12 protein-coding genes and 2 tRNA genes are annotated in these 15,706 nt (G+C 60.6%); 2 read left to right on the top strand and 12 right to left on the bottom strand.

The annotated features are described in order from the left end of the window. Nucleotides 1-45: 45 nt before the first annotated feature. The 12 genes from RAM15_RS01515 to RAM15_RS01460 all read right to left on the bottom strand — a co-directional run bounded on the left by RAM15_RS01515 (nucleotide 46) and on the right by RAM15_RS01460 (nucleotide 15,341). Nucleotides 46-1,311: a class C sortase gene (locus RAM15_RS01515; protein ID WP_306221762.1), complete on the bottom strand. Its 1,266-nt coding sequence runs from the start codon at nucleotides 1,309-1,311 to the stop codon at nucleotides 46-48. Between the two features lie 395 nt (nucleotides 1,312-1,706). Next, complete coding sequence (locus RAM15_RS01510) at nucleotides 1,707-2,534, bottom strand: hypothetical protein (protein WP_306221761.1); 828 nt, start codon at nucleotides 2,532-2,534, stop codon at nucleotides 1,707-1,709. A 192-nt stretch (nucleotides 2,535-2,726) separates the two neighbouring features. After that, entirely contained in the window at nucleotides 2,727-4,736 is a 2,010-nt protein-coding gene (locus RAM15_RS01505; RefSeq protein ID WP_306221760.1) for an LPXTG cell wall anchor domain-containing protein, read from the bottom strand. 243 nt (nucleotides 4,737-4,979) lie between these two features. Then, nucleotides 4,980-6,494, bottom strand: coding sequence for an L-arabinose isomerase (gene araA / locus RAM15_RS01500; RefSeq protein WP_306221759.1), 1,515 nt, complete (start codon nucleotides 6,492-6,494; stop codon nucleotides 4,980-4,982). Nucleotides 6,495-6,525: 31 nt separating this feature from the next. Beyond that, complete coding sequence (locus RAM15_RS01495; protein ID WP_045923976.1) at nucleotides 6,526-7,218, bottom strand: L-ribulose-5-phosphate 4-epimerase; 693 nt, start codon at nucleotides 7,216-7,218, stop codon at nucleotides 6,526-6,528. A gap of 65 nt (nucleotides 7,219-7,283) precedes the next feature. After that, complete coding sequence (locus tag RAM15_RS01490) at nucleotides 7,284-8,897, bottom strand: xylulokinase (RefSeq protein ID WP_372338664.1); 1,614 nt, start codon at nucleotides 8,895-8,897, stop codon at nucleotides 7,284-7,286. 102 nt (nucleotides 8,898-8,999) lie between these two features. After that, nucleotides 9,000-10,121, bottom strand: a complete 1,122-nt coding sequence (locus RAM15_RS01485; RefSeq protein WP_306221757.1) for a LacI family DNA-binding transcriptional regulator — start codon at nucleotides 10,119-10,121, stop codon at nucleotides 9,000-9,002. A gap of 49 nt (nucleotides 10,122-10,170) precedes the next feature. After that, a complete protein-coding gene (locus tag RAM15_RS01480; protein WP_306221756.1) occupies nucleotides 10,171-10,878 on the bottom strand; it encodes a ribonuclease HII in 708 nt (235 codons plus the stop codon). Nucleotides 10,879-10,885: 7 nt separating this feature from the next. Continuing rightward, a complete protein-coding gene (gene lepB, locus RAM15_RS01475; protein WP_306221755.1) occupies nucleotides 10,886-11,650 on the bottom strand; it encodes a signal peptidase I in 765 nt (254 codons plus the stop codon). 145 nt (nucleotides 11,651-11,795) lie between these two features. Then, on the bottom strand, nucleotides 11,796-12,167 hold the full coding sequence (gene rplS / locus RAM15_RS01470) for a 50S ribosomal protein L19 (protein ID WP_024627419.1): 372 nt from the start codon (nucleotides 12,165-12,167) through the stop codon (nucleotides 11,796-11,798). A gap of 222 nt (nucleotides 12,168-12,389) precedes the next feature. Continuing rightward, the gene (gene pgi / locus RAM15_RS01465; RefSeq protein ID WP_024627418.1) at nucleotides 12,390-14,087 is read right to left on the bottom strand and encodes a glucose-6-phosphate isomerase; all 1,698 of its coding nucleotides are present in this window, start codon (nucleotides 14,085-14,087) and stop codon (nucleotides 12,390-12,392) included. A gap of 129 nt (nucleotides 14,088-14,216) precedes the next feature. Further along, a complete protein-coding gene (locus RAM15_RS01460; protein ID WP_306221754.1) occupies nucleotides 14,217-15,341 on the bottom strand; it encodes a mannose-1-phosphate guanylyltransferase in 1,125 nt (374 codons plus the stop codon). Nucleotides 15,342-15,463: 122 nt separating this feature from the next. On the opposite strand from RAM15_RS01460, the gene RAM15_RS01455 reads away from it, so the two are divergent. Both RAM15_RS01455 and RAM15_RS01450 read left to right on the top strand, forming a co-directional pair. Next, nucleotides 15,464-15,536: transfer RNA gene (locus RAM15_RS01455), tRNA-Thr, on the top strand. Between the two features lie 40 nt (nucleotides 15,537-15,576). Then, a tRNA-Leu gene (locus tag RAM15_RS01450) sits at nucleotides 15,577-15,657 on the top strand. Nucleotides 15,658-15,706 lie beyond the last annotated feature (49 nt).

Raw genomic sequence — 15,706 nt, 5'->3', positions numbered from 1 at the left:
ACAGAACAGTCCTATGTGGTCAAACCTGCCCGCTCATGCACCGGCTTAGAATTTGCTGATGCTAAAGAAGTACAGCACGTGGGTATCGAACCAATGGTAGCCAAGGTCGAATACGGGCAACAGGCTGATCTTCATCATCATGCCGACCGTACCCCAGGCGAAGAAGAGGCCGAGCACAGCCAACAGCCACATGAAAGCGCTGCAGATTCGTCGGGTTTTGATCAACCGGCGACGGCGTGTGGCTTCTGAACGGGTCTCCTGCTCATGGCTGACCATGATCGTGGCCAGCGGCTCCCCCATAGTCCCAGGTCCTGTCGCCCGAGATTCCAGATGCTCCATCTGCTCCAGCTCATGACGGCAGTTGCGCCTGCGACGTGAGAGCAGGTACCAACCAACCAGGCAGGCCAAAAACAGGGCCAGCAGCACCCAGACCATGTAAATGGGCGCCCCTTCAGGTTGGGTGGGTGGCACGTCATCGCCGATATAGTGCCCACGCACGATCAGGCGGTGAGAGTTGACGCCATAGGGATAGCAGGTCAGCAGGGTCACATAGTTTGAATTCTGGACTGGCTGCAGTGCACTCACATCGGTGGGCAAGATGATCTTAATCTGATCTACCTTGTAGCTCATATGCCGTTTGAGGACACGTATCTGGAAGACGTCCCCCTTGCGCAGCTGCGTTAGGTTATCGAACAACATGTAGCCGACTTCGCCGGTGTGTCCAGTGATGACGGAGTGGATGGTTCTGTTGTCGGTAGGCACGTGGGTCGTGGCGATGTGCCCCGTGCCATCCTTGAGCACAGCATCGCTGGTGCCGTGCCGCACGGGCAGCTTGACATTGATCTTGGGGATCTCCACATAGGCCATCATGCCTTTGCCGTCTACATTGAGGATTTTGTAGTAGCGACCCAGTGGTTCCTTGACTTCCTTGTACTTGAAGGGGTCCCTCAGCGTAGGCTTGCCTAATTCCTCGTCGTACTTCTTAGCATCACGCCACATGGCTCTGCGCTGTGCAGGTGAAAGTGCATCCACGATCTGATCGTAATTGTCTACTGCGGTGGAATCCTTGGAATAGTTCACATAGGCCGCCAACAGCGGGTATAGGAAGATTGCCAGACCAATCAGGAAGGCCAAGGTCTCCAGGAGGCCGAACCCCCGCCCTGACTTGCCAGACTTGCCAACGTTCTTGGCCTGTTTGGATGCTGCCGCAGCTGCCTGACCAGCGTTGCCTTGTTGACTTGTGTCCTGGGAATGATGTCCTGAAACCACAATTATCGGAGCCGACGTTGTAGCTTGGCCTGGAACAGACACTGGAGCTGCTATTGTATCTGAATCATCCGAGGCTGAAGCTCCTCTATCGTCAGGTGTCGCCGAAGGTGGGTAGGAGGGTGGTATATCAGAACTTGGAGCATAGGCAGGCGGCATATCTGCTTGCCCAGCAGGTATGTCTGACGAGGATGATTCTGTCGGAATGGACTCATATGCAACATCACCGTTGCCGGCGGCATGAACTGGGCTCATAGTAGCGGAGTCAGTGTTCTGGTCCATCTATAGCCTTCCTCGCACAGCACTTCAAATAGTCCCGTTACTACCTTTTGACATACAAAGACCGGCGGCACCTATATGATACCGCCGGTCCTTAGGCATCCTCAGAGATGCCTACAATGCCATTTGCTAGCATCACACCGACATGGGCATGAGAATACCTAGTGTTCATCCCTGTTCCAGGAATGGGCAACAACCGCCAAGTAGAGGCCCATCATGGCCAAGATCATAAGCAAAATGCCAGGCGCTACCATGGATACGCCGGTAGCGGCAAGCTTGCCTGGTCCTGGTCGCACTACTGGCACGACCTGAGGCACGTCCACAAGCTTGGGGCTTATAGTCACATCATAAAGCGGATGGACTTCACCCTGTTCGCGGTAAAGCGGCAACTGCACGACCACTGGGTCGGCTTTTACCTTTGCATTCTTGGGTGTGGCCACCAGAGTGACCAGCCAGTACGAGGCGTGGAAATAGTCACCGTCGAAAACAGCAGGACTTCCGCCTGTCAGACTGGGTACATCTGAATCGAGCTGAGCTCCTGTAAGCCAAACACCTTGCGATTTCGCTTCGGATGCGTTTGTTATGGTGCCTTCTTCATCTGAGACACCGTAGTATTCAGCGGGTTGTGTCTTGTCCTTGAAAGCATCTGGGTTGGCTGCCACCTCATTACTGATGGCCGCTTGTGCCTTATCAGCGCCAGGATTGTGGTCTAGTGCCTCCACCCGGCTCTTCAGAGTACCGGCATCCAGCCTCAGGGCACGAAAGACATATCCTGCTCCAGCAGATACAGGAGCACTCGGCAGGATGTCGTTCTGACCACCTTGACCTGAATGCCCTCTCTTGAGTTGCACCGTCAGGGTCGGGTTGACCGTCTCCGCCTCTGCCGCCGGCGTCATATCGAAAGCGGTGAGGCCTAAGCAGGCCAAGGCCGCGATCAGACAGGGCAGGACCCGGTGGGTGAGGCATTTCGGCAAGGCAATTCCCTTCATAAACCTTCCCTTCCAAGGCCGCCTTTCGACGACGTGGTTGCGTCAGTTCCGCTGGTCCAAAGAAACCAGACCAGCTTCCCGACATGTGCGGACCGCAGAAGTTCAACGTTCCGTATTAAAATGGCGGACGATTCACGGAGGAACCGTCCGCCATCGGGTCACCTCACATGATTCTTGATGTGACCGTGATCATCAGGCCCGGGCGGCGTTATTGCGCCGATTGCGGGCGTAGAGGGCACCACCCATGATCAGGGCACCGACAACCAGCAGCAGCAGGATGCCACGACCACCAGTCAGGGGCAGGGCCAATGGTGAATCACCATCAGTAGTCGCATAATGCATCAGATAAGTTTGTACTGGCACATTATTAAACTTCATCTCCTGGCCACCAGCAGCCGTTATATCCGCAGGTGCCTTTCCGAACTTGCCGAATGACAGCTTAGAATAATCGGGCTGAACCGTGGCATGAGGCCCATACAACTGTGCTATGTCCTGCTCAGTCTTACCTGCATCCTTAAACGTCACCTTCTGGAAGGGGAAGCCAGGGCTACGCCAGCCATTGGGAGTCTTGGTCTCGAGCAACCACCAATCGCCAGCTTGCACCGTCTTACCAGGATCTCCAGCAGCCTTTGGTGTTGGTGTACTCGCTGCAGCGCCAAAGATAGGCAATGCAGCAAATGCTACCACACCGTTGTCGTTAGCGGTAGCCTTGTAGAGCTCGACACCAGACGGCAGCGTCTCAGCAGTGGTATAGAAGTTGCCATCGGAGGCAAGATACTTGTCTGACTCGGCTTGCGACTTAACCAGACGGAACTCAGACCCAGGCAGAGCTGCAAACTTCGATGCTTGATTCTTCACATTACCGAAGGCAACGACACCGTTGATCAAATTCGTATGTTCAGGAATAGGATCTTGGTGTTTACCGCTGCTATCAAGGTTTTCGATGAAATCAGAAGCTGCATCGTTGGCAACACCATCAGTGCCAGTAGAATCACCATTTCCGGTGACCTTGGCATCATAATAGATGTTGAGCCGGAAAGATGGGGCACCGAAACTCTGTACCTTGCCAAGAGCCTTGAAGAAGTTGAACTGATAATAAGAGACATCTTTACTTGGCACATCATTTGCAAACATCTTCTTACCAGTAACCAAGCTATCAGGATTTTCTGTAGGTCTTGCCTCGGTATAATCCGTATCCTTTTCGAGATTTACAGGTTCAGGAGTAGTGCCATCGGATTCCAGCTTAACAGTGAAATTACCAACCAACTTTAGGGAGCTCGACATCCGATCTACAATAATCAGATCCTTGCTATCGCCCTGTAATTCACTAACATCAAGCTTGCCATCATTCTGAGTCTTCTCGCCAGCGTTGTAGAGCCTCTGCGACAGCTTGTAAGAAACCGTATCACCGGCGACAGCTGTCCGCTGAGGCTTCGGGTTACCTTGCAAATCTTTGACGGCCTGCACGGTCTTGGAGAACTGTGTGGTGTTCATGTTCTTCGGATACAGGTGCAGATTATAGATATATCCTTGAACCTTATTTGCAGTATTAGTGTCGTCGGTGAGCGAAGTGGCTGCATAGGGCAGGCCGAAGAATGAGGGTGCCGCGTCTGCATACTTCGAAGAATCAATCTTGTTTGGATTATCCTTGTTAAAAGCCCACGACTTGTCACGATTTTCCTGGAGGATGTACCAATGGTTGGCTCCTGCCGGGAAAGTGGCTTCTGCCGTACCATCAGCCGGCATAGCCCCGCCGTCACCGGCCGGGTACCACTTAGTGATTACACCCTGGCCGTTAGTCACACCGGCATACGTTTTCTGGACACTGTATGTACCAGGAGTCATTGGATCGATGTCAGCCAAATTACCTGACGTAGACGTGACATCCAAGACATTGAAAGTGACGTCCTTAGCGGGAACCAGATCTGCCTTCGAACTCAAAACGTCAGCATCTTTAGAGGAACCCGTGGGGCTGTACCCCTGAACCAACGACAGGTACTTGGTGACTGTCAGCTTAGGATTCACTGTTGATTGCAGCGGACCCGGCCTGAAGTCATCTTCGGCATTATATCCGTAGGTCTCAGCGGCTGAAGCGTGGGCGGCAGGCAAAACTACCATGCCCGCCAGGAGCGTCGCTCCGGCAACCGCCAAGCCTAAAAGCTTAGGGAGCCTTATCCCTTCATTATCTCGTTGCATGTGCATGCACGCATTCCCTTCTTTGTTAATAGGCACAGGATGGCCAGGCACATCTTCGCCTCCCCAACCGATCACTTCCCCGACTCAGGGGGGTGGGCAATATGTCAACTTTGGGACATGCCACTGTTCCCATTGCCTAATCATCACTGTACCGACAAAGTAGGGACAACGCAAACCGACAAGCCGAATGTCAAAGGCCCCACCACGTGTGTTGTGGCAGGGCCTTGCAATCTGTCCTAAGACAGGCGATCAGTGCCGGTTGTCCAGCCGATGGTAGAGCTCGGCTGCACGCAGATCGGCCTCAAAACGGCGCGGCTCGGTGTTCTCGTCGATGACGGCGAGCTCCACGCCGGCCATCCGGGCGAAGTCCTCCCAGGCCTCGCGACCCACGGTGGTGGTCATGCAGGTATGGTGGGCCGCGCCGGCGCGCAGCCAGCACTCAGCCGAGACCTTGAGCGAGGGCCGGGGCTTCCAGAGGGCACGTGCCACAGGCAGCTTGGCCAGGGACCCGCCGGGCTCGACCACATCCACCACGTTCATAACCAGACGGAAGCGTTCGCGTACATCCGCCAGGGAGACGACCACGGCATCAGTGCAGGGAGTGGCCGTGAAGACCAGACGCACCGGATCCTCCCTGTCGCCGATGGACAGGGGGTGGATCTCCAGGCGGGGCCGTCCCTCGGTCAGCAGAGTGGGCGAGACCTCCAGCATGTGGGCGCCCATGATCTCCTCATGGCCGGGCACGAAGTTATAGGAATAGTCCTCCATGAGGGAGCAGCCGCCTTTGAGACCGTAGCCCATGACGTTGCCGATCCGGATCAGAACCGAGGTCTTCCAGTCGCCCTCTGCCGAGAATCCGTACCCGTCGGCCATCAACCGCTGGGCTCCAACGCCGGGCAGCTGATGCAGGCCGCCCAGATCCTGGAAGTTGTCAACGGCGGCAGTGGCGCCCACCTCTTCCATCATGGCCCGCATGCCGAGCTCCTCGCGGGCGGCCACCACCAGGGAGTCGTACCGGGAGTCCAGAAGTTCGGGAGCCACCTCATAGCTGCGCTTGTAGTCCTCGATCAGATCCTTGACCTGGTCGTCGGTGACAGCATTCACATGCTCCACCAGCTCGTTGACCGGCCAGGTGTTGACGGAGACGCCGAAGACCCGCTCGGCCTCGGTCTTGTCGCCCTCGGTAACGGCGACATCGCGCATGTTGTCGCCCCAGCGGCAGACCTTCATGTTGTTGGCGGCATCCCAGCCGGCGCAGGCGCGCGCCCAGACACCGATCTTGTCGGCAACCTCGGGGTCGGTGTAATGGCCGACCACGATCTTGCGCGGGATTCCCAGCCTGGTCAGGATATAGCCGAACTCACGGTCGCCATGGGCCGACTGGTTCAGGTTCATGAAGTCCATGTCGATGGTGTCCCAGGGGATCTCCACATGGTGTTGCGTGTTCAGCTGCAGGAGCGGCTTGCGCAGCTTCTCCAGGCCCCTGATCCACATCTTGGCCGGGCTGAAGGTGTGCATCCAGGCCACCACCCCGATGCAGGCCGGGTTCGACGAGGCATCGACCATGAAGTTCAGGATGGAATCCGAATCCTTCAGGGTGGGCTTCAGAACCAGCTTGACCGGGATCCGACCCGAGTCATTGAGGGACTGGGCGATGTCCGCCGCCTGGACGCCCACCTGGCGCAGGGTCTCTTCGCCGTAAAGGTCCTGCGAACCAACGGCGAACCAAAGCTCTTTGCCCTCGAAGGGATTTTTCATGCTCATACTTCTTGCTCCTTTGCTTATGCTTTCTAGCTCAGTGCTGGCCGTAGACGTGCTGGTACCGGTCGTTGAGCTTCGCTATGTCGGCCGGATCGATGGGCTTGGGCGTGCCGATCTGCTCAGCTGCCCAGACCGTATGGGCCACCTCCTCGGTCATGGCCGCCGCCTTGACGGCGGCCTCGGCATCGGCTCCCACGGTGAAGGGCCCATGGTTGCGCATGAGCACGGCCGGGCAGCCCGGGTGATCCTTTAAGGTATCGACCACGCCCTTGCCGATGGCCTCGGAGCCGATCAGCTCGAAGGGACCCACCGGCACGGGGCCGCCGAACTCGTCGCCCATCATGGTCAGCACGCAGGGAATGTCCCTGCCGGTGGCCGCCCAGGCGGTGGCATAGGTGGAATGGGTGTGGACCACGCCGTAGACCTCTGGCATGTGCCGGTAGATATAGGCGTGGGACAGCGTGTCCGAAGAGGGAGCCTCGGCACCGTCAACCACATTGCCATCCAGATCGGTGACCACCATGGATCCCGGGGTCAGGTGCTCATAGCGCACCCCCGAGGGCTTGATGACCATCAGATCGGCGGAGCGCAGGCGCTGCGAGACGTTGCCCGCCGTCCAGACCACCAGATTCCACCTGGTCAGCTGCGCATGCAGGGTGGCCACCTGCTCACGTACCAGTTTCACCTCGTCGCGCACCTCGGGCGAATAATCAGCCAAGGACACCATCAGCAACTCCTTTTCCCGGCCCGATCCCGCTGATCCGGCCGCTTGACGTTTTTCGGATCCAGGCCTCATCCCTGCAGGGGGATGGTCTTCACAGCCGCCTGCTCGATGGGCAGGCCCTTGGTGAAGCGGTCGAAGAAGGCTCTGAAGCCCTTCACATCGGCCGGATCCGGCTGCTCGGTCGTGGACTGGACACCCGCAAAGACATTGGCATCCAGGTAGTCGGCCAGGGTCTGGTCGGCATGGCCCAGATAGTCGGCCAGGACAGCCATGCCCCAGGCGCCCCCTTCCACAGCAGTGGACATGACCTTGATGGGGGCATTGAAGGCGGCGGCCAGGATCCGCTGGGCTACCTTGGGGGTGGCGAAGATGCCGCCGTGGCCGACCATGGTGTCCACTTGGACATGCTCCTGGCGGGTCATCACATCCATGCCGATAGTGACCGGCGAGAAAGCCGAGAAGAGCTGGGCACGCATGAAGTTGGCCAGGTTCATCCGCCCCTCGGGGCCGCGGGCAAAGACCGGCCGGCCCTCCTCCAGGCCAGCCAGGAATTCCCCGGAATAGAAGCAGTAGTTGATCAGCCCGCCGGCGTCCTTGTCTGCCAGGAGGGCCTGGTTGAACAGGGTGGCGTAGAGCTCATCCCCCTTGATGTCCAGTCCAGCAGCCTTGGCGAAGTCGCCGAACAGCCCCACCCAGGCGTTCAGATCCGAGGTGAAGTTGTTGGCATGGCTCATGCCGGCAGGATCCCCAGCCGGCGTGGTGACCGGATCCACCTCGGGGTGGAAGTCGCGCAGGGGATGCTCCAGGACCACCATGGCGAAGATGGATGTGCCTGCAGACACGTTGCCGGTGCGGGGACGAACCGCATTGGTCGCCACCATGCCGGTTCCCGCGTCGCCCTCGGGCGGGGCCATGGGCACGCCGGGCTGCAGCTGACCACTGGGATCCAGCAGGGCGGCCCCTTCTGCGGTCAGTGCGCCCGCATCGCTGCCGGCGGTCAATGGCTCAGGCAGCAGGTCATGAATGTCCCAGGGCTGGGCCTTGACCTGGGGCAGTCGGGAGAAGATGTCCAGCAGGCCCTGGTCGAACTCCTTGCGGGAGGAGTCGATGGGGAACATGCCCGAAGCATCGCCGATGCCGATGACCTTGCGACCGGAGAGTCTCCAGTGCATGTAGCCGGCCAGCGTGGTGATGTAGGCCACCCTGGGCACATGCTCTTCGCCGTTCAGAATGGCCTGGTAGAGGTGGGCGATGGACCAGCGCTCGGGAATATTGATCTTGAAGACCTGCGACAGCTCCTCATGGGCCTGGCGGGTGTTGGTGTTGCGCCAGGTGCGGAAGGGCACCAGCAGCTGGCCATCCTTGTCGAAGGCCAGGTAGCCGTGCATCATGGCCGAGATCCCCATGGCGCCGATCTTGGTCAACGTCACCCCGTACTGGCGACGGACGTCCTCGGCCATGGCCGCATAGGCCGCCTGCAGACCCTGGTGGATCTGGTCCATGGAGTAGGTCCAGAGGCCGTCCTCCAGCCGGTTCTCCCACTCGACATCCCCGGTAGCCAGCGTCCGATAGTCATGGTCGATCAGCACAGCCTTGATGCGGGTGGAGCCGAATTCGATGCCCAGACTGGTCGCGCCCTCCTTTAATTCACTCACGATGACGCCTTGTTCGCCAACAACCATGTCTGCTCCTTTGCCTGATATGTTAACGCTCACATAGTCTGGTTACGATTGTAACCGAGACCAGAGCATCAGGCAAGCCTGCGGGATGCGGTCCGACAGTGGTCAGATGCGCTTGATTGCATAGCCCAGGGACCGACGCTGGATCACATCCGCCTGGATCAGTCCAACACCGTGGTGGGTGACCGGGAAGTCCACCGGCTGCCCCTGGTGAAGCAGGGCCAGGACCTGCCGCATGGTGGCCACCCCCAGATCCTCAAAGCGGGGACGGACCGTGGCCAGCGGCGGAAACATGTTGTCTACCGTAGGTACGTCGTCGAAGCCCACCAGACTGATGTCACTGGGAATGCGGATGCCATGCTCCTGCAGTGACCGGGCCACGCCCACGGCCTGGTTGTCGTTGGCGGTGACCACGGCCGAGGGCAGGGAGGTGCCGCTCATGCCCCGCTGATCGATCAGGTGGTTCATCAGTGTGTAGGACTCCCCTGCCTCCCAGCTGCGGGCGTGGACCACGGCCGTTCGTATGCGGCAACGGGCGCAGGCCACCTTCCAGGAAGCCAATCGGGTGGCGGCGTCCCGCCACTGCGCAGGACCGGCCATATAGAGCACTCGCCGATGGCCCCGGGAGGCCAGCAGCCGGGCCAGGCGCTGCACGGCACCCCACTGGTCGATTCCGGTCAGGGCTATCTGACCGTCGCCCCGCCGGCGGCTCAGGGCCTCTTCGACACTGGTGATGCCATGAGTGGAAGTGACGATGACCCGGGGCTGGCTCACCTCAACCTGGCAGGCGGCCTGGAACATGGTGTCGGTGGGGGTCAGAAAGATGAAGGCGTCCACGTTCTGCTCCAGGAAGGTGCCGCAGAGCTCCTGGAATCCGGCAAGGGTGCAGGCTGATTCGTCCACCATCATGACCGACATGAACAGTCCGTGGGAACGGGCCACGGTCTCGATGGCCGTAATTGACGAAACAGGTCCGAAGAGACTGACTCCGCCGGCCACCAGTCCGATGGTCCGGCTGCGGCTGGATGCCAGGGCCCGCGCAGAGTTGCTGGGTCGGTAGCCCAGCTTCCTGATGGCCTGCTGAACCCTGATCCGGGTGGCCGGCGAGACGTCCTTGGAGTTGTTGATGACCCTGGACACAGTCTGGTGGGAGACCCCGGCCAGCCGGGCAACCTCGAACATGGAGGGGCGCTTGGACCGTGACCTGCCCCCGCTGCCTGCGGGCATGTGACCTTCTTCCGATAGCCGTACGATAGCCGTGTCAACCGTTCCGATATTAGCCCCTGCCGGGACCGGACGAGGGCAAATGCCAGCTGACCCGGTGCAGGCGGCTGGGTCCCAGACGGCGAATGGCCTCCAGGTGCGCAGGCGACCCATAGCCCTTGTTGTGCTCCCACTGGTACGGGGCCAGGGCAGGGTCAGAGGCGGCCAACCGGACCATAAGCTGGTCACGGGTGACCTTGGCGATGACCGCCGCGCAGGCCACACTGGCACAGTGGGCATCACCCTTGACCTGGGTGGAAACCTTGGGCAGAACCGGGAGGTCGGGGGCGTCAAAGCTGTCGGCGGCCGGGGTGATGTAGTCATTGGGGCCGTCAAGGATGGCAGCCAGACGGCGGCCGGGCCCAAGGTCCATCCCATGCTCCAATTCGGCCAGTGCGCGCAGGGCGGCGATGCCCAGGGCGTGAACGATGCCCCACTGGTCGATCTCATGATTGGAACAGGCCCCCACCGCCCAGCCGGCAGCCCAGTTCTCCAAGTCACGGTACATGGCCAGCCGACGCGCAGGGGTCAGCATCTTGGAATCCGCCACCCCTTCAGGGACCTTCAAATGGGGCAGGTCAGCGGAACGGACCGCCACCACGCCGACCATGGCCGGACCCGCCAGGGCTCCGCGGCCGACCTCATCCAGCCCCAGCACATACTCGGCTCCCTGATCAGCCAAGGCAGCCTCAGTGGCCAGGGTCGGCAGGATCCGCCTCATAGCCAGTTCAGTCCTGGGTAGGCTCAGGCACAGAGTCGAAGACCTTGTGCTGGTTGTTGAGCAGCTTCCAGCTGCCCACCGGGTAATAGGTCAGCAACGCAGTGCCCTTGATGTTGTCCATGGGGACCAGGCCATTGTGTCCGTCGTCCTTGTGCAGACGGGAATCGGCGGAGTTGGAACGATTGTCGCCCATGACGAAGACGTACCCAGGGTCCACCTTGACCTTGAAGGCAAAGGAGCTGGGCTCCACTCCTGGGCGCAGGTAGGAGCTCTCATCCAAGGCGACGCCGTTGACGGTGACTGGGGCGCCATGACCCTTGCAGGCCACTGTGTCGCCGGGCATGCCGATCAGGCGTTTGACCAGGTGACTGCCACGGAAGCTGGGTGTGGACTCTTCGCCTAGCCAGTTGGCAGGATCAGTGAAGACCACCACATCCCCACGGCGGGGGGCCATCATGGACCTGGTCAGCCGGTGAGTGGTCAGGATTCTGTCCCCGATGCCAAGGGTGTTCTCCATGGAGCCGGAGGGGATGACGTAGATGCTGAACAAAAATATGCGCAGGACGGCAACGACGGCCAAGAGGGCAACCAGCTCGAACAGAAACTCGGGCAGGAAACCGCGTTCGCCCAGACGCGGGTGGCTGCCCTTGGTGGAGCCGCGTCCACCGGGGCGGTCGAAGGCATGACGGGGCGGCACCGGGGCTGAGGTGGCCTGTCTGCCGTCCGGGTACCAGAGTCCCGACGAGGTCGCTTCCTCATCCCGAAAGGCCATATCCACTCCTTGTCATCCGCTGGAACCCGCCCACAAACAGATTCCGCATGCCTCATAGCGTACACACCCAAGCATGGAAAAACCCGGGAGCATTACATCCCGGGTGTTAGCGGCCTGGCCTGGGCTGGGTCGCCCTGGCTGGAGCCTACTTGTTGGACTCGGCCTTGTTGTCGCGACGCTCGACGATGCGGGCGGCCTTGCCGTGCAGACCACGCAGGTAGTAGAGCTTGGCGCGGCGGACACGGCCGTGGCGCAGCACCTTGATGGAATCAATCTGCGGGGAGTGCAGAGGGAAGCGACGCTCGACGCCCACGCCGAAGCTGACCTTGCGCACCAGGATGGTCTCGCGCACGCCAGAGCCCTGACGAGCGATCACCACGCCCGTGAAAGCCTGGATACGAGAGTTGTTGCCCTCAGTGATGTTGACGTTGACCTCGACGGTATCGCCGGGGCGGAAGTCTGGGATCTGCTCCGCAGGCTTCATGTGGCTGGCGTCAAATTCCTGAATCGCGTTCATGCTGTTCCTCCATGGCCGCCGCACATCGACCCATGACATGGACCGCAACCATCAAAGGAGGCGATCCTGGACGGAACCCGGCGGTCTGCCGTCGGGGGTGCCGATCCGCCGGAGCATCCGGCTGGACCTGAAAGGAAGGGAGCCCATGCGGCAGCTACCCTTCCGGCAAACAACTGTCCAATAATATACCACCAACCGGACCCGCAGGGACCCGGCATGACATCAGCGGCGGTGGGCCCTGTAGAAGGCGATCAGGGACTTTGTGGACTGATCCTGCTCGGCCAGGGCCTGGTCGTCCCGGGAGATGGCCGGGGTGATCTCGCGGGCCAGCTTCTTGCCCAGCTCAACGCCCCACTGGTCGAAGGAGTCGATGCCCCAGACCGTGCCCTCGGTCAGCGTGATGTGCTCGTAGAGGGCGATCAGCTCGCCCAGGGCGGCCGGAGTCAGCGCATCGCCGAAGATGGAGGTGGTGGGCCTGTTGCCCGTGAAGACCCGGGCCGGGACGATGGCCTCGGGAGTGCCCTCGGCGCGGACCTCGTCGGCGGTCTTGCCGAAGGCCAATGCCTTGGTCTGGGCCAGGAAGTTGGCCAGGAAGAGCTCATGCACGTCCTGGTCGCCGTCCTTTGCCGGGTTGGGGGTGTTGGCGAAGGCGATGAAGTCGGCGGGGATCAGGCGGGTGCCCTGGTGGATCAGCTGGTAGAAGGCGTGCTGTCCGTTGGTGCCGGGCTCCCCCCAGAAGATTTCGCCGGTCAGGCTGGTCACCGGCGTGCCGTCCCAGCGCACGGACTTGCCGTTGGACTCCATGGTCAGCTGCTGCAGGTAGGCCGGGAAGCGGTGCAGATACTGGTCATAGGGCAGCACTGCGTGCGAGTGGGCGCCGAAGAAGTTGACATACCAGACGTTGAGCAGGCCCATCAGAGCAACTACGTTTCGATCCAGGGGGGTGGCGCGGAAGTAGCGGTCGACAGTGTTGAAGCCCTTGAGGAACTCCTCGAAACGCTCGGGGCCGATGGTGATGGCCAGGGAGGTGCCCACGGCGGAATCCACCGAGTACCGGCCGCCGACCCAGTTCCAGAAGCCGAAGACGTTGTCCGGATCGATGCCGAAGTCGCGCACCTTGTCCAGGGCAGTCGAAACGGCGATGAAGTGCCGGCGGATGGCCTCGGCCGAGAGGTCCTCGCCGTCCTTGGACAGCAGGCCACGCTCCCCCAGGCTCTTCAGGAGCCAGGCGCGGGCCTGGCGGGCGTTGGTCAGGGTCTCCAGAGTGGTGAAGGTCTTGGAGACGATGATGAAGAGCGTGGTCTCCGGATCCAGATCGCGCGTCTTCTCGGCCAGGTCGTTGGGATCGATGTTGGAGATGTAGCGGGCGCTGATGCCGGCATCCGCGTAGGGCTTCAGGGCCTCGTAAGCCATGACCGGGCCAAGGTCGGAGCCGCCGATGCCGATGTTGACCACGGTGGTGATCCGCTTGCCGGTCAGACCGGTCCAGCTGCCCGAGCGGACCTGGTCGGCAAAGGCATAGATGCGCTTGAGGGTGTCGCGGACGTCGCCGACAACATCCTGGCCGTCCACGATCAGCCGGCCGCGATCCTCCTCGGGACGGCGCAGGGCTGTGTGCAGGACGGCCCTGTCCTCGGTGTTGTTGATGTGCTCGCCGTTGAACATGGCCTCGATCCGCTCCTCAAGGCCGACCTCGCGGCCCAGCTGGGCCAGCAGTGACAGGGTCTCGGGCTGAATCAGGTTCTTGGACAGATCAATATAGAGATCACCCAGCTCGAAGCTGAGCTTTTCGGTGCGCTGCGGGTCCTTGGCGAACCATGCGCGCAGATCGATCCCTTGGCGCTGCATGTCGTCGAAGTGCTGGTGCAAGGCCGCCCAGGCCTTGGTGCTGGTAGCGTCCACTGGAGGATTGATGGCCATGGTTGTTCGGGTCCTTTCATGAGGTGATGCCCGGTCTACCGAGCACCCGGTTCTGTAACCCAAACTACTCACAAAAGCAGACAGAAGACAACAAAATCAGTCAATCTACTTGACCGAGCCGAATCGCTGTCAAAGTATGTCGTCACAGCCGTACTGGGCCAACTTGGCCACCATGTCCTTGACTTCCTGACTGCGGGCTCGGGGGGCCACCAGGAGAGCATCGGGAGTGTCGACGACGATCATGTCATCCACACCCAGAAGAGCAACCGTGCGTTCGGAGCCGGGCACGACCATGTCTCCGGCTGAATCCAAATACATGACCCGGTCGGCATCCCCAAGAATCTTGATGTTGCGCCTGTTGGAGGACGGCAGCAGGCCGGCCACCGAATTGAAGTCGCCGATGTCATCCCAATCGAAGCCCCCTGGAACAACCGCCACGCCGCCGGCCGCCGAAAGGGGCTCGGCCACGGCATAGTCGAAGGCGATCTTCTCGATGCCCGGCCAGTGCTCCTCCATGGCCTGGCCGCGGGCCTGCTCGCCCTGGTCCCAGACCTGGGCGATGGCCATGACCGCGGCGTGGAGCTCCGGCTTGTAACGACGCAGGCAGTCCAAGAGCACCTGCGCTTGCATGACGAACATGCCGGCGTTCCATCGATACTCCCCTGTGGACAGGTAAGCCTGGGCCGTAGAGGCATCCGGCTTCTCGACGAATTCGCTGACCAAGCGGGCATCAGGAGCCCCGGGAATGCGATCGGCCAGGGAGGGGCCTTGGTGGATGTAGCCGAAGGCGGTGGAGGGACGGGAGGCGGCGATGCCGATGGTAGTCACATAACCGGCCCGGGCCGCTGCCACCGCCTGCTCCACTGAGGACGCGAATGCTTTGTCGTCTCGGATGACGTGGTCGGCGGCGAAGGAGCCCACGATGATTTCCCCGCCGTGCTGCTGGGCCAGTACAGCAGTCGCCAAGGCTATGGCCGCCGTGGAATCGCGAGGAACAGGCTCGGCGAAAAGGGCGTCCTCAGCCAGTTCCGGAAGCTGCTGGCGCACCTGGTCCACATGCCGCTGGCCAGTGGAGACGACCACATGGTCGGCCCCGCAGATACCGGCCAGCCGGTCAAAGGTACCTTGGATCATGGTTCTGCCTGACCCCAACAGATCATAGAGAAACTTGGGCCGGTCCTGACGGCTCAATGGCCAGAGCCGGGTACCCACACCACCGGCCGGAATGACGGCATAGAAATCATTGAGATCCATGCCCTCCATTGTGTCAAGAAGCTTGTACACCCTTGGCCTGAAGCCCAAGGCGTTTTTATCGCGCGCATCCAGTATGATGTGACATGTTGTCTTCTTCCGGCAGGTCCGGACGGGAGGCGAAGGCCACTTTAGCTCAGTTGGCAGAGCGTCTCACTCGTAATGAGAAGGTCGACAGTTCGATTCTGTCAAGTGGCTCTTTCACCAGCTGCCCTTTCAACGGCAGGGTATGTCGTACGCGCGAGTGGCGTAATGGTAGCCGCGCAGGATTTAGGTTCCTGTGTCTTCGGACGTGTGGGTTCGAGTCCCATCTCGCGCACAGGTATTAAGAACAGGGCCCGCAAGAACAGGCCCTGTCTTACGTTGCG

The organism is Bifidobacterium asteroides (assembly GCF_030758775.1).
Classification (GTDB): Bacteria; Actinomycetota; Actinomycetes; order Actinomycetales; family Bifidobacteriaceae; genus Bombiscardovia; species Bombiscardovia kimbladii.
This window is presented reverse-complemented; position numbering and strand designations above follow the sequence as displayed.